The organism is Streptomyces bugieae, from assembly GCF_036352915.1.
Taxonomy (GTDB): domain Bacteria; phylum Actinomycetota; class Actinomycetes; order Streptomycetales; family Streptomycetaceae; genus Streptomyces; species Streptomyces endophytica.
The window spans coordinates 545,932-560,867 of record NZ_JAZBJP010000001.1; the positions used below are offsets into that span (position 1 = coordinate 545,932).

Here is a 14,936-nt window from a genome sequence, read left to right on the forward strand (position 1 = left end):
GCGCTATTCGAGCAGTACAAGCTGGGCGTGGAGATGGCCGACCGGGTCGGTGCGCTGATGGTGCGCTCCCACCGGCAGCTCAACGCTGCCCAGTTCAAGGTTGTGCACATCCCGCTGGCGTACGTGGAGCATTGGGTGCTCGTGATCCACTGCGCCGCGTCCCTCGTAGGGCTCACGGCACTCGCGATCTGACCCGGATGCCCACATGACGACATTCCGTGGATTCACCTCAAGGTCACGGACCCGAAAGGACCGCGTCATCGGCCGCACCCTCGTCGTGATCGGCATCATCTGGCGCCTCGCCGTCGCCGCCTACGGCATCGGAGTCTTTCTCCAGCTCATCCTGGCCCACGGCCTGTCGTCCTGGTGGACGATCACCCTCCACACCACCGTGCTGCTGGTGTGCCTGCGACTGTCCGATGTCGGCCGCCGGATCTCGCGCCACGGACGCCGGTACCTCACACCGGTCATCCATTCCGTGGCGGACATGAGCGACGACCCGTTCGTGCTGTATCTGCGTCCGTTCGCCGCCGATGCGGACGGAGCGTCCATGGCACAGCAACCCGAGGTCCCCTGGCCCCCCGTGGGCTTCATCACCTCAGGGCGCACCTTGGAGGAGCAACTCGGCAGGCTGTTAAGGGAGTTCGGTGTCCTGATCACGGTGGGTCAACCAGGTGAGCAACTCCCCTACGCGGGCGCACACCGCACCTATCTGCCACTGAACGACTGGCAGGACACCGTACGCGAGCTGATGCTGCGCGCACGGCTGGTCGTGCTCGTCGCGGGGCCGGGCCCCGGAACGATCTGGGAGTACACGGAGGCGATCCGTCTCCTTCCCCCTTGCCGCCTCCTCCTGGCCGTCTACCACGGCCCCGAGATCTACGAAGCGTTCCGGCAACTGTCGGCAACGGCATTCAGGCAACAACAGGGCGAGCTCTCCTCACAGCTGGGGACCTCTGGCTTGCCACCGGCACTGCCGGACTACCCGAAGCCCACGGAATCGGGCACGCGGGACTACGCACTCAAGGGAGTCGTTCACTTCGACTCGGAGTGGGGATCGCACTTCATACGCTTCGATCCGACCAAGGGAGGTGTGATGCGCAGCCGAGCAGCCACCAGCAGGGCGGTCCGCCAAGCGCTGCGTCCCGCGTTGAAGGCGATCCGACTCGACGGCGAAACGAGCTGATGCCGCATGAAGATGTCGAGGCCCTTCTCCACCGGACTCACTCATCTGCTGGCGCCGCCAACTGTCCCCACCCGGACGGCCATTGGGGCCATGGCGCTCCTCAATCAAACCCCCGGAACAACGAAGGGCCGCGCCTTGGCGACGGCGATGCGGACCCCCGGCATCGCCATGGCAGCGCTCGGCAGCTAGGGGGAGAACGTGGCGGAGAACGTGCTCGTCATCGTGTACACCTGCTACGCCGGGCAGATCGCGGCCGCACTGCAGACCCTCCACACCGAGATCGCGCGCGGGCGGCGGCACGATTGCCAGCTCGATGTCCAGGTCATCTGCGGCCACGACCAGCCGGTGCATGTCGGACGCGACCGCTCAGCGGCAGGTGATGAGGGGACCGGCCCAGTCGGCGTGGTCGGAGTTGTTGCCGTTGCCCCCGTCGGTGACCACGAGCCGCATCTCGCTGCCGCCGGTCAGGTCTGCGGTGAGGTGCTTCGCAGGCTGGTCGACCGTCATCAGCCCGCTGTCGGCGACCTTCGTGCCGTCCCGGTAGATCTGGAAAACCACCGAGCCGTTCGCGCCCACCTCGTCGTCGATGCCCACGTCCACACCGAGGGCGGAGCAGGCGCCGCCGAGGTGGTAGGTGATCTCGCTGAAGGCGTGGGCCCCCAGCCCTTCGGTGTAGCTGGTTCCCTGGATGGTGAGGGGGCGTCCGTCGATGCTGCGGTTCAGCCGTACCGGCCCCCAGCCGTTCTGGCTGGCGGTCCACGGCCGGGAGACCAACGGGGTGATACGGGCGGGCGACGGCTTGTCGTCGGAGCCCGGGCGCCCGGAAGGCGACGGCTTCGCCGACGACGAGGGCCGGGAACGCGGATGCTTCGACGCCGTGGTGCGGGTGGGGGACGGGGAGCTCGACACCGAGCCGGAGGCGGTCGCCGAGCCGCTGGGCGAAACCGTCGGCGGGTGGTCCGGAGTGGTCGCCGATGAATGACCGGAATGTTCGGGGCTGCCGGCCGAGGCGTCATGGCGGGCCGGTCCGAGCAGGGTGCCGACGGATATGGCACCGCCGGCCAGGACCGTCACGGCAACAGCGAGCACGGCGATGCGCGCCGGGGAGAGCCGGGACGCCTGGGCAACGCGCGGTTCGCCGGACGGCTTCACCCCCGGAGGGGGCACAGGGACGGCGGGCTCGCCGCCGGTGGCTGGCTCCCGTTCGCTGGCGAAGGGATCGGGCCCATCCCCTGACTGGTTGGCCAGCCAGGACTCGAAGTTGTCGCGCAGTTCGGTGTTCCGGGAATTGTGGTGCCAGGCGGCGGCGGTGTCGCGTACCGCCGCCAGCAGCCTGTCCCGCCATTCGGTGTCAGCCCCCTCCCCCGGTTCTTGGGAGTGCAGGACGCCGTCGATGGCTTCCTTCGCCAGATCCGCTGCGGCCTGGGAGCTTCTGGAGCAGGAACGGGCGTAGGCCAGTACGGCGGCGTAGTGCCGGCGGTGAAACTCGTCGAGGGCTTCCTCGCCTGTCTGCGCTGCGCCGTCCGGAGCCGGCGTGCCGTACGGATCAGCCGTCGCCCGGCTTCCGGTCCGGGCTGCGGCACGGATGCGCCGGACCAGCTCGGTGTCGGAAGGTGTTGTCCCACCGACGGTGTCGAATTGCTTGTGCATGATTGGGCTACTGACCCTTCAACGTCCTGACAGTTAGTGAAAATACCGCAGGACGTGGACAGATGTGATGGCTGACCGTTGGTGAGACTCCCACTGGCCTTCAGTCAAACGGCTCGCCTTCCCGTGGGGAGGTCGCCAACGGCCAGCAATCCACCGCGATGGTGAACTCCTCAGTTGTACAACTCGACGCACGCGTCCTCCGGGGACTTGTTCTCCGCGTGACAACAGCCCTCACCGGGTTGCCGCGAACCGGTGAGCGCGGTCATTCCTCCGCGGTGAGCGCACGGTGAGTCCGCGGTGAGTGCTCCCGTAGAAGGTCTGAGGCATGACGAACCTCAAGGTACTGATCTCCGGCGCCTCCGTCGCCGGCCCCGCGCTCGCCTACTGGCTCCATCAGCATGGCTTCCAGACCACCGTCGTGGAGCGCGCCCCCGCGCTCCGCGACGGCGGCTACGCCGTCGACTTCCGCGGCGAGGCCCATCTGACGGTCCTGCGCCGCATGGGCATCCTGGCCGACCTCGAGCGCGTCCGGACGGGCATGGGCTCGATGTCCTACGTCAACAGCGCGGGCAAACCGCAGGCCAAGCTGCCCGCCGACATGTTCGCCGGGGACATCGAGATCCTCCGGGGTGACCTGGCCCGGATCCTGTACGACGCCACCAGGCAGCACACCGAGTACGTCTTCGGCGACTCCATCACCTCCCTCACCGAGGACGCCCATGGCGTAGCCGTGTCCTTCGAACACGGCGCGCCGCGCCGGTTCGACCTGGTGATCGGCGCGGACGGACTGCACTCCCACACCCGCCGCCTGGCGTTCGGTCCGGAGGAACAGTTCGTGAAGCACCTGGGCGTGCACTGCGCGATCTTCACCACCGCCAACCACCTCGGGCTCGACCACACCGGGCACGCCTACCGCACCGCGGGCAGGCTCGTCGCGCTCCACAGCGCCCGCCACAACGCCGAGGCCAGGGCCGTCTTCTACTTCGCCGCGCCGCAGCTGGATGTGGACCGCCGTGACGTGGCACGGCAACAGGCCGTCCTCGCCGAGGCCTTCACCGGGAACGGCTGGGAGACCGACCGGCTGCTGCGGGACATGCGGTACGCCCCCGACTTCTACTTCGACTCGGTCGGCCAGGTCCATATGGACACCTGGTCCCGCGGCCGGGTCGCCCTGATCGGCGACGCCGCCTACTGCCCGTCCTCCCTGTCGGGCATGGGGTCGGGCCTCGCTCTGGTCGGCGCGTACGTCCTGGCGGGCGAGCTGGCCGCCGCGCACGGCGACCATCGCGTCGCGTTCGCGCGGTACGAAGAGGAAATGCGCGAGTATGCGGTGGGCTGCCAGAAGATGGGTGACGGCGTCGCCAAGCTGATGGTCCCCGGAAACCGCGCCCTGGCCACGCTCCTCGACCGCTATTACAAGGTCATGCCGTACCTGCCGGGCAAGAACATGGCCTCCAAGATCGCCCGCAAGGCCGCGGAGAACATCACGCTCCGCGACTACCGTGAACGTGCCCCGCGGCAGGCGCACTGCGCGGAGAAGTCGTCCCCACGCCCTCGGGCCTAGTTGAGGGCCCACGGGCACCGGCACGCCGTGCCCACACGCTCCTATCGAGGCCGCCTACGCGGAGCTCTACGGACATAACCCCAGGGTGACGGCATATCCGGACTCCCGCATCGTCGACCATCTGGTTGCGCTTAGCGGACTCTCCCAGTCACACAGCAAGGAGCAGAGCAATAGAAAGCGGTAGAAAGGTGGTATGCGCGGACTTCCGGGCCAGTTGTGGCACAGGTTTCTCCACTCGTGCAGGAGCCTCCGTGTGCCCGGCCGACGCTCTCGCCGGGGACGCGCTCGTCGGACTCACCAAGAGCGCAATCAGCCCCCCGCACACAGGGTGCGCAGTCTCGCCGGCGAGGTGTTCATCCTCCAACTGGTGATTGTGGTGCTGCTCCTCGCCGCCGCCGTTGCGGCCCTTGTGGTGCAAGCTCAGCACGAGAGCACATCGGACGCCCGGCACCGGACGCTCGCCGCGGCCGAGGCGTTCGCAAGCGCTCCGGGGATGCTCACGGCACTGCACAGTTCCCATCCGTCCGCGGTGCTCGAGCCGCGTGCCAAGGCGGTCCAGAAGGCCGCCGACGTCGACGCCATCATCGTGTACGGGCTGGACGGGATCACCATTGCCCACAGCGATCCGACCCGGATCGGGCAACAGGTCGTCGGCCCCTACGCGGAGGCGGCCGCCGGCCGGGCGTTCACCAGGACCTTCGATAGCTCACTGGGGCGCTCCGTGATCTCGGTGGTCCCCGTCAAGGACACGGACGGCTCGGTCGTCGCCATCGTCGCGGCACCGGTCACGATCGAGAATGTGCAGCACGCGGTCAACCGGCAACTGCCCGTCGTCTTCGGGAGCGCGGCAGTGGCCCTCGGCCTCGCGGCGGGCGGGGCGGGACTGGTGAGCCGTCGGCTGCGGCGGCAGACGCACGGCCTGGACCCGTCCGAGATGACTCGGATGTATGAGCACCACGACGCTGTCCTGCACGCGGTGCGTGAAGGCGTTCTGATCACCGGTGCTGACGGGCGTCTGCTGTTGGCCAACGACGAAGCCCGCCGCCTGCTGGACCTGCCGGCGGACGCGGAGCGGCGCCCCGTGACGAGCCTGGGGCTGGATCCGGGCCTCGCCAGGCTCCTGGTGTCCGAGGATCCGGCCACCGACGAGGTGCATCTGGCGGCCGACCGGCTCCTGGCGGTCAACAAGCGACCCACCGCCCCGTACGGGCCGGCCGGCAGCGTGGTGACGCTGCGCGACACCACCGAACTACAGGCGCTGACCGGCAGGGCCGAGGCCGCCCGCGGTCGGCTGAATCTGCTGTACGAGGCCGCGGGGCGGATCGGGACCACGCTGGATGTGGTGCGCACCTGCGAGGAACTGGCGGAGGTGGCGGTCCCCCGGTTCGCCGACGTCGTCACGGTCGAGCTGCTGGAGCCGGTCCTGGGCGGCGAGGAGCCGACCGGGGGGAGCACCGAGATGCGCCGCACCGCGGCCGTAGGTCTGGGGAAGCATCACCTCTACCCCGTCGGCGAGCTGATCCGGTTCGTGCCCGCCAACCCCATCGCCACCGCCTTGGTCAGGGGGCGTCCGGTCGTCGAGGCGGACCTGAGCACCTCCGCAGGCTGGCGGGCCCAGGACCCCGAACGTGCCCAACGGATCCTGGACCAGGGCATCCGTGCCCTGGTCGCCGTGCCGCTCCGGGCCCGTGGGGTGGTGCTGGGCGTGGCGAGCTTCTGGCGTGCGCAGGTCTTGCCGCCGTTCGAGGACGACGATGTGTCCTTCGCCGAGGAGCTCACGGCCCGGGCGGCGGTCTGCATCGACAACGCGCGCCGGTTCACCCGGGAGCACGCCGTGGCGGTCACGCTCCAGCGCAGCCTGCTGCCGCGCAGCCTGCCCGAGCAGACCGCGGTGGAGGTCGCGTACCGCTACCTGCCCGCGCGGGAAGGGGTGGGCGGGGACTGGTTCGACGTCATCCCGCTGCCGGGGGCCCGGGTGGCGCTGATGGTCGGCGACGTGGTCGGGCACGGTCTGCATGCGGCGGCGACCATGGGACGGCTCCGCACCGCGGTGCACAACTTCTCCGCCCTCGACCTGCCGCCCGAGGAACTGCTGGCGTACGTGGACGAACTGGTGGCCCGGATCGACTCCGACGAGGCCACCGCCGAGGGGGACGGGCAGGGGATCACCGGGGCCACCTGCCTGTACGCCGTCTACGATCCCGTCTCCGGGCAGGTGGCCACCGCCACCGCCGGCCACCTGGGGCCGGCGGTGGTCCACCCGGACGGAACCGTGGCCTTCCCGCAACTGCCGGTCTCCCCGCCGTTGGGCCTGAGCGCAGGTCTGCCCTTCGAGAGCGCCGAGCTGACCCTGCCCGAGGGCTCCCAGCTGGTGCTCTACACCGACGGGCTGGTCGAGGACCGCGACCGCGACCTGGACGCCGGCCTGGCGGCCCTGCGCAGTGCCCTGGCCCGGCCCGGCCGGGTTCCGGAGGCCACCTGCGCCGCGGTGATCGAGGCCCTGCTGCCCGCCCGGCCCAGCGACGACATCGCGCTGCTGGTGGCCCGCACGCATCGGCTCGGCTCCGAACGGGTCGCCGAGTGGGACGTGCCCCAAGATCCGGCGGCGGTGGCGCCCGTCCGCGCCGCCTGCGTCCGCCGTCTGGCCGAATGGGGCCTCGCCGAGATCGGCTTCATCACCGAGCTGATCCTCAGCGAACTGATCACCAACGCGATTCGCTACGGCGCCGAGCCGATCCACGTTCGTCTCTTGCACGACCGTGCGCTGATCTGCGAGGTCTCCGACGGCAGCAGCACCTCCCCGCATCTACGCCGGGCCAAGACCACCGATGAGGGCGGTCGCGGGCTGTTCCTCGTCGCCCAGTACGCCCAGCGCTGGGGCACCCGCTACACGCCCACCGGCAAGATCATCTGGGCCGAATGCGCTCTCCACGGCGAAGGCACCCAGGCCGGGGAAGGCCTCGGCGAGATCCTTCTCGACCAATGGGACGACCTGGCGCCGTGAGGTGGGCACGGCGTCGCCGCACGACCGGCCACCACCGCCCCACCCGGGACCACGCCGGGCGCAGCTACGGCCACCGGCCAGGCAGCCGATCTACGCTGAGCCTCGTGACCCCGCCCACTCGGCCCCCACGTGCCCGAGCGACGGCCGCCGTCGCCGGTTGCTGCCTCGCCCTCTCGGCACTGGCTGTGAGCGCCTGCGGCGAGCCGTACAAAGCTCCGCCCAAGAGATCGTCGCTGGCCACCTCCGCCGAGGACGTGGGCGGTATGCAATCCCTCGTCTCCGCTGCCAAGAAGGAGGGCACCCTCAACACCATCGCGCTCCCCCGCGACTGGGCGAACTACGGCGCGCTGATCGACGGCTTCGAGCGGAAGTACGGGATCCGGGTCAGGGTCGAGAATCCGGGGGGTTCCAGCCAGGACGAGATCAACACGGTGCAGGCTCGCAAGGGCCAGGCCAATGCCCCCGACGTGCTCGACGTCGGCGACTCGTTCGCGCACGCCGGTGTCCAGCAGGGCCTGCTCGCTCCATACCACGTGGCCGCGTACGACAGCATCCCGGAGAACCAGAAGGATCCGCTCGCCCGCTGGTACAACAACTACGGCGGCTATGTCTCCATCGGCTGCGCCGCCGAGCTCGTCGAGACCTGTCCCAAGACCTTCGCCGATCTGAAGAAGCCCCAGTACAAGGACAAGGTCACGCTCGACGGCGACCCCACCCGGTCGGGGTCCGCGTTCGCCGGGGTCTACGCGGCCGCCCTCGCCAACCACGGGTCGTTCGACGACATCCAGCCAGGCATCGATTTCTTCGCGGAGCTCAAGAAGGCCGGCAATTACAGCTCCGTCCGCACCACCGTGCCACCGGTCGACAAGGGCGGGTCTCCGATCATCATCAGCTGGGACTTCCTCAATCTCAGCCGCACCGAGCCGCTCCGTCGCAAGGGCGTGGACTGGCGGGTCTCCATCCCCTTCGACGGGAGTTTCGCCGAGTACTACGCGATGGCGATCAACAAGTACGCCCCGCATCCGGCGGCCGCGCGTCTGTGGCAGGAGTACCTCTTCAGCACCGAGGGCCAGAACCTGCGGCTCTACGGCTACGCCCGTCCGGTTCTGATGGCCGCCATGGCGGAGGACGGCACCCTCGACAAGGCCGCCGCCGCAAAGCTGCCGACAGTCGAGGGCACGCCGGTCTTCCCGACGGAGACGCAGATTCAGAAGGCGCGGGAGGCCATCGCCCGGGGCTGGGCCGATGCCGTCTCAGGCTGACCCGCCGGGGCGCAGGACGAGGTGTCAGGCGCCAGGCGGGACACCTTGGCGGCTTTGTTGACCGCCACGGTGGTCGTGGAGGACCGCATGCCGGCCCGGTGCCGAATCGTGCCTGGGTTCAGCCTTGCCGGGCTGTCAGCTGGGGGTCCGTCACCCCTTCGGGGCAGGCGAGCCGTTCGATGTCCCAGTCGGCGCGCCCGGCGCCGGCCCGGTACGCGCTGTCGTAGAAGGCGAGGACGGCGGCGCGGGGATCGCTCTCGGCCCGGGCGTCGTCGTAGCGCAGCACGGCCAGGTGGCTGCCGTCCCGCGCATGCCAGCGTGCCGTCGTGGGCACGAGTGGCTCCTCGGCCAGATGCGCGGGCTCCGGGGCGGTGTAGGAGTAGAACGCGGGCTCGGCGAAGGTGTCGTCCCCGAACCAGAAGCCGAAGCTGATCACCTCCCGGGAGTACGCCTCCCGGGTCACCGGGTCGACCTGCGGCGGCTGGTCGACGCGCCGCTCGGAGAACCGGGTATGGGCGATGTCGAAGGTGTGCCAGAAGTGGTGCACCGGGCTGGACTTCCCCGAGAAGTCCGCCGCGAACTCCTCCAGCACCGACGCCACCTGACTGAGGACCCGCCAGTAGCGGTTGACGTGCCGGGGATCATACGTCGCGTGCTCGGTGTCCTCGGCGAACGGCCGGCCGGCGTCGGGCAGGTCGAACGGCCTGGGGATATCGAGCCGCACCCGGACGTCCAGCGCGGCCAGCGCGGCCATGACCGCGTCGTGGAAGGACGCCACGGACTGGCCGATGAGCGGGAAGGAGATCTCCCGGCCGTCCAGAGTCGACACCACCAGCTGATGGCCGACGAAGTCAAAATCCATCGTGTAGATCGGATTGCCGTCGACCTGCCCCATCGGGCGGGTGGTGATGCCGCGCCCGGTGAGGTGGAACGGGACATTCCACCAGTGATTGCGGCGGGCGCTCGCGGCGAGGCGGACCTTCCCGACGACCTGCGCGAAGCGGTGGAGCGTTTCCTTGGTGTCACGCCACTCGGCGAGCGGGATCGGCGGGAACAGCTCCATCGTCAACACCTTCCGCTTCCCTGACGGCCGGACGGGGCCTGGAAGACCATGATGACCACGCCGGACAGGCACGGCATCTCGTCACACCCGGGAGGCGTATCAGCGCGCGTGCGCGGCACCGCCCCAGTTGGCCGAGCGGTGCGGGTTGAGCGGCCTGATGGCGTGTAGGCGTCCCGCTACATCGTCGCCGACTTCGAAGTCTGCGGTATGGAACTGGTAACTACCCGCCGGCAGCGGCACAGGCAGCGTCTCGGCTTGTTCCAGAGAATGACCCGGGACCGTTGCATCAAACATGATCAATTGGCCATGGATATCAAGCACGGGGCCTTGATGCCAGTCGTCGATACGATCGAACGAGCTGTGGGCCCCGTCGATCAGTGCCTCCGCGGATGGCGCATAGCTCCATTGGAGCAGGCATTGGAGATCTGGCAGGAACGTAGCGGGCAACGGCTCGTCCGCTACGACGATGCCTGGCACCTTCTGGGCAGCCGGGCCGAATTCCACTCGCCCGAGATAGTCTTCCACCAGACATGCTTCGTCGTAGTCTTCGCCCTCGATTCCCCGCCAAAGGGCGGCGTGAGTGGCGCTAACGATGACGAACGGGCCTCCGGTGGACTCGATCCATTTCGCCGGGTTACTTGCCGCTTCGACGGGAGTGTCCATACCTTCCATCACTTTCCCTTGCTCTCATACAAGGGCCTCATGATAGGCGCGAGCTGCCGTGCCCAGCCCGCTTGCTGTCGGCTGCACGGCAGGCACTGCGGGTAGAGGCGCTGCGGCGTCCCGTCGGGGACCCATGAACTGATGGGTTGGTGGTCGGGCACGAAGTTCCCGCCCTTCGAGAACGGGTCCTTGGAGCCGCACGTGTGGCAACCGAACTGCTCACCAAGGTCGTTGATCTGCCTGCGCTCCTCAGCGGTGAACTTCTGGGACTTGCTCTGCGCTGGAATGGATTCCTGAGCGTAGTCCCCGACGGTGCACACCTGCTCAGGGTCGCTGCGCTGGGCCTTCTTCTTCGGGCAGCTCTCAGGGGACAACCCCAGAGGGTCAGACCAGCTGTGGGGGTTGTGCGGGTAGGTGGCGGGGTTTGGTGCGGGCTCCAGTCCGAGTGGATCGGGCGTGAGGTAGCGCGCCGTATCGGGGTCGTAGTGGCGGTGGAAATTGTAGTGGAGGGCGGTTTCCTGGTCGTCATATTGGCCAGGAAACCGCAGCGGTGTGTGGGCGGTGGCATCGCGATTCCGTGCGGTAGTACCCCAGAGCGTTCTACGGGAGTACCAGGCAACGTGTCCGGTCTCATCGACGAGATCTGTGGGCGTACCGACGAGATCGGTGATGATGGCGAAGAAGCGGGAGTCGATTTCGGACTGGTCCCAGTCGATTCGTCGCTCGGTCTGCGTCAGGGGGCGATGGTCTTCGTGATCCCAGGTCAGAGTGATGCCGGTATGGAGAGTGGTCTGTTCCGCGAGGCGCGTGCCGTCCCAGGTGAAGATGGTTTCTTCCGCGACTGAACCGTCCGCTGACAGCCGGCGCTTGGCGGTCCTGCGTCCCAATGGGTCGTATGTGTAATTCCATACCGTCCCGTCAGGGGTGGTGCAGGCGATCAGGCGGTCTTCGGCATCCCACTGATAGCGCCAGGTATCCGGTTTCTTCGACAGCCGGGTTTTCTGGCGTTGGAGGGTGCGCCCGGCGTCGTCGTATGCGTACCGGATCCGGCCGGCGGTCAGAAGTCGGGTGCCGGAGTACGTGCGCTCGCCACGAGCGGCGGTGCGACCGGCATGGTCCGGCCACTCGGCAGTCGTCTGGTTGCCGGCCACGTCGTAGGCATATGACTCGGACCAGTTCTCGGCTGTCACCGCCACCGGTCGACCGACCGGGTCCAGATCGAAGTGACTTTGCGTTCCCCTCAGCTCATCGATGACGGCCGTGAGGTAGCTGTCGGAGCGGTAGCGGTAGGCGCGCGAGCGGACGGTCCGGGCTTGTGTGGCCAGCGTCTGGTGGGTGGGCCGACTGCGTTCGTCCCAGGCAGTGGTGAGCGTGACAACGTCGTGCGCGGTGCCGAAAGCGCGATGCACTTCGCGGCCCAGCTCATCGTGGGCGAACGTCATCCTGTGCCCATGCACGGACATCTCCGTGCGATTGCCGGCGAGGTCGTAGGCAAGGTGTGTGGCTACGCCTGTGGGGGTGACGCGGGAGATGCGACGGCCTTCCGCGTCATAGGAATAGGTCGTCGTGCGACCATCCACGGTTTCTGACAACACGCGGCCCATGACGTCACGTTCACAGGTCAGCGTGGAGGTCGGGGAGACGGCCCCGATGAAGTCACCGGCCCTGTTGTAGCGGTACTCGGTGACCTCGCCCGCGGCGCCCTTGCTCACCAACTGGCCCACAGCATTCCAGGCATAGGTGAGGGTCTGCCCCAGCGGATTGGTGCGGGACGTAGGCCGGCCGGCGGCGTCATATCGGTAGGTGATGGTGCGATCGTCGAAATCCGTCTCGGATAGCAGACGTCCCGCAGCATCATAGGTGTAGTCCCAGGTGAGACCCTGTGGGTTCCGTACGCTGGTGATGTGAAGCTCGGTGTCGTAAGAGAACTCGTACCGGACGCCGTCGGGGCCTGTGCGCGCCGCCAATTGGTCGAAGTGAGTGTACTCGTAGCGCGTGAGGCCGCCGTTGGTGTCGGTGTGGGACACACAGTTGCCCTCACCGTCCCACGTCCACGACTCCTCGCGGCCGTCTTGCAAGACGCGTCGGGTGGGGTTGCCTTCGACCGACCACTCCAGTCGCACGATCGCCCCAGTGGGATCAATCAGCTGTGTGACATGCCCGAATGCGTCCCGGACGACGGACGTGGTGTTCCCCAGCGGATCCCTGACGGCCGTCGGTAGTCCTGCGGCGCCGTTGACGAAGTGCCTTGTTGCCCCCGTCAGGTCCGTGACCGCCGCAACAGCCCCGGTCGCATCGTGGGTGAACGTCGAACGCGCGCCGTCCGGAGTGGTGACCGACGTGCGATTTCCGTTGCGGTCCCACTCCTGCTGCCACACCGCGCCATTGGCGCCCGTTATCTCAATGGGCAGGTGGAGCGCGTTGCAGGTGATCGTTTGCACGCTGCCATCGGGCAGTTGGATCGCCGCCAGGTTGTGGTCGTCATCCCATACGTACCTGGTGACGCTCCCGCACGCATCCGTGGAGGAGAGGAGCTGGTCCCAGCTGTCCCATTCTTTCCGGCTGGTGTTGCCCAGGGAGTCGGTCTCGGCCACGACCTGAAGTCGTTCGTTGATCCGGTAGTGGGTGGTGTGGCCAAGGGAGTTGGTGGCCGTGGTGATGCGGTGGCCGGTTTCGGGGTCGGCCTGGCGGTATGCGTAGCGGTAGCGCAGGTGGCCGTCGGCGCCGCCCTGAGACACGCAGCGGCCGCTCGTGTCGTAGGTGTACTCATAACGGCTGCCGTTGGTGTCGACCCACGCAGTCATCCGGTGGAGATCGTCGTACTCATACCGGCCGGGAACGCCGGAGGATTTGGTAACCGCTGTGAGGTTGCCCATGTCGTCGTGCTCATACGACACGACCAGGGCGTCATCCCCGTCTTCCGCGCCGCCGGCGAGGTACAGCGCTGTGACACGGCCCTGCTCGTCGCAGATGAACGTGAGGTGGTATCCACCGGAGTGCCTGATGGCAAGCGGAGCGCCGGTCTCGTCGTCGTAGTCGAAGGAGAGGTAATTGCCGTTGCGGTCCGTCAGCTCATCGAGCAGGGCCAGGCCGGGGGCGTGTGCGGCTTCGGAGAAGTATCGGGTGTGGCCGGTTCTGGGATTCTCAATGGCCCAATCACCCTGAGGTGTGCGGAACAACGGCCAGCGAGGTCCGTGGTCCGGCAGCCTCCGCTGACCAGGCTCAGGGAGATCGTAGGACAGCAGCATTCCGTCCTCGGTGACGAAGATGATCCCCTGCTCGTCGATCTCCAGGCGCTGGTCAACCGTGGAGGACCAGGACGGCCCTATGCGCCGACCAACGCGGTACGAGGACTCGAATTTCCGCACGAACCGGAGAGGCAAGATGCCGGGCAGGGAAATGTCGGTTTCCGCCAGGAAGACGTGTCCGTTGGCGACGTCCACCGGATCCCCGCAGTCCTCCTTGGCGTTCTCGGGTCGGGTGTTGTTGTTCTCGTGGTTCTCGCCCAGCTGGTCCCGTGTCTTGCTGTTCGTGCTCGGGTGCTTGGACTCGCCCCCCGCTGCGGTCGGATGAGGGCTTTTGGGGGTCTCCTGGTGTCCGCGGTTCTTGAGGAGATTGTCGAGTTCCGCGGCGTGCTTGGCGTCGTTTTCGGCGTGGTTGGTGGCGACCTGCTTCATCCGGTGACCCGTCCCGTGGTACAGGTCCTCGACCGCCTTGCCCGCGTCCTTGCCGAGGGTCTTGCCCAGCTTCTCCGCCGCGTGCTCCAGCGCCTTGACGATCGGATTGCTCATTCGAAGCTCGCCCCCGCAGCCTTCGTCTGGAATTCCGCGGCGTGCGACGCCACCGTCCGCGCATGTTCGTGCAGCTTCTCCGCGCGCGCGTGCAGCGCCTCCGGGTGGATGGAGAAGCTCTCCCCCGCACGCCCCCCGGCCCCGCCGGCGGAGACGCCCAGGGCGGACTCGGCAGCCTGGAAGACCAGGCCACCGACCGCCTTGCTGACCGTCTCCACCAGGGGATTGACGGCCGCCTCGATCACCTGGCCGATGATGTACTGCTCCAACTGCTGCACCAGGTAATCCATCAGCTTCTCGGCCGCTTCCACGACCAGCGCCTCCGCCGCCTCCGCGATCCCGAGCGTGGCGACGGCGGCGGCCTGGTCCGCGATGAACGTGATGGCCAGCACCGTCAGTTCGGCGATCGCCTCCAGCTTCATCGCCACGATCGTGTCCGCCGCGATGTCCAGCGCATCGGCCACCACATGACAGGCGTTGACCAGCTCCGTCATGTGACCGTCGGACATCTGGCCCCACTTGGCCAGCAGCGCCTCGTACGACGCGCCCTGGTAGACGTCGCCCAGCTGTTTGACCGTGGACGTGGAGTCCTTGTGGGTGTCATCCACCTTCTGCGCGAAATCCCGCACGTGAGAGGCGAATTCGCGGACCTTGTCCTCGTCGATGTTCGGCCAGTTCACCCCGATGAACTGAAGGAACGACACCACCTGTTCGGGCAGCTCGATCGCCATTCCGTCCCCCTAGTTGACAATC

General features: G+C 67.9%; 10 protein-coding genes. 5 read left to right on the forward strand and 5 right to left on the reverse strand.

What is annotated here, in order from left to right; genetic code table 11:
• Window positions 1–27 precede the first annotated feature (27 nt).
• Both V2J85_RS02675 and V2J85_RS02680 read left to right on the forward strand, forming a co-directional pair.
• Window positions 28–192 carry a hypothetical protein gene (locus tag V2J85_RS02675; protein WP_330820512.1) on the forward strand — a complete coding sequence of 55 codons (165 nt, stop codon included), beginning with the start codon at window positions 28–30 and terminating at the stop codon, window positions 190–192.
• Between the two features lie 13 nt (window positions 193–205).
• Window positions 206–1,186: a hypothetical protein gene (locus V2J85_RS02680; protein WP_330820513.1), complete on the forward strand. Its 981-nt coding sequence runs from the start codon at window positions 206–208 to the stop codon at window positions 1,184–1,186.
• A gap of 366 nt (window positions 1,187–1,552) precedes the next feature.
• On the opposite strand, the gene V2J85_RS02685 is transcribed toward V2J85_RS02680, so the two are convergent.
• A complete protein-coding gene (locus tag V2J85_RS02685) occupies window positions 1,553–2,836 on the reverse strand; it encodes an NPCBM/NEW2 domain-containing protein (RefSeq protein ID WP_330820514.1) in 1,284 nt (427 codons plus the stop codon).
• Between the two features lie 325 nt (window positions 2,837–3,161).
• Between V2J85_RS02685 and V2J85_RS02690 the strand changes: the two genes are divergently transcribed.
• From V2J85_RS02690 to V2J85_RS02700, 3 genes are all read left to right on the forward strand, one after another.
• Window positions 3,162–4,400: an FAD-dependent monooxygenase gene (locus V2J85_RS02690; RefSeq protein ID WP_330820515.1), complete on the forward strand. Its 1,239-nt coding sequence runs from the start codon at window positions 3,162–3,164 to the stop codon at window positions 4,398–4,400.
• A 328-nt stretch (window positions 4,401–4,728) separates the two neighbouring features.
• Window positions 4,729–7,404, forward strand: a complete 2,676-nt coding sequence (locus V2J85_RS02695; protein WP_330820516.1) for a SpoIIE family protein phosphatase — start codon at window positions 4,729–4,731, stop codon at window positions 7,402–7,404.
• Window positions 7,405–7,508: 104 nt separating this feature from the next.
• Window positions 7,509–8,666: an ABC transporter substrate-binding protein gene (locus V2J85_RS02700; RefSeq protein WP_410011192.1), complete on the forward strand. Its 1,158-nt coding sequence runs from the start codon at window positions 7,509–7,511 to the stop codon at window positions 8,664–8,666.
• A gap of 118 nt (window positions 8,667–8,784) precedes the next feature.
• Here V2J85_RS02700 and V2J85_RS02705 read toward each other — a convergent pair whose 3' ends face one another.
• The 4 genes from V2J85_RS02705 to V2J85_RS02720 all read right to left on the reverse strand — a co-directional run bounded on the left by V2J85_RS02705 (window position 8,785) and on the right by V2J85_RS02720 (window position 14,914).
• Window positions 8,785–9,729 (reverse strand): DUF5996 family protein, encoded by a 945-nt coding sequence (locus V2J85_RS02705; protein WP_261953301.1) that lies wholly within the window; start codon window positions 9,727–9,729, stop codon window positions 8,785–8,787.
• Between the two features lie 99 nt (window positions 9,730–9,828).
• Window positions 9,829–10,401 (reverse strand): immunity 21 family protein, encoded by a 573-nt coding sequence (locus V2J85_RS02710; RefSeq protein ID WP_261953300.1) that lies wholly within the window; start codon window positions 10,399–10,401, stop codon window positions 9,829–9,831.
• Entirely contained in the window at window positions 10,401–14,183 is a 3,783-nt protein-coding gene (locus V2J85_RS02715) for a DUF6531 domain-containing protein (protein WP_330820517.1), read from the reverse strand. Before V2J85_RS02715 ends, V2J85_RS02710 begins: the two co-directional genes overlap by 1 nt.
• Window positions 14,180–14,914, reverse strand: coding sequence for a WXG100-like domain-containing protein (locus tag V2J85_RS02720; protein ID WP_330820518.1), 735 nt, complete (start codon window positions 14,912–14,914; stop codon window positions 14,180–14,182). The genes V2J85_RS02715 and V2J85_RS02720 overlap by 4 nt, the downstream gene beginning before the upstream one ends.
• Between the last annotated feature and the right edge of the window lie 22 nt (window positions 14,915–14,936).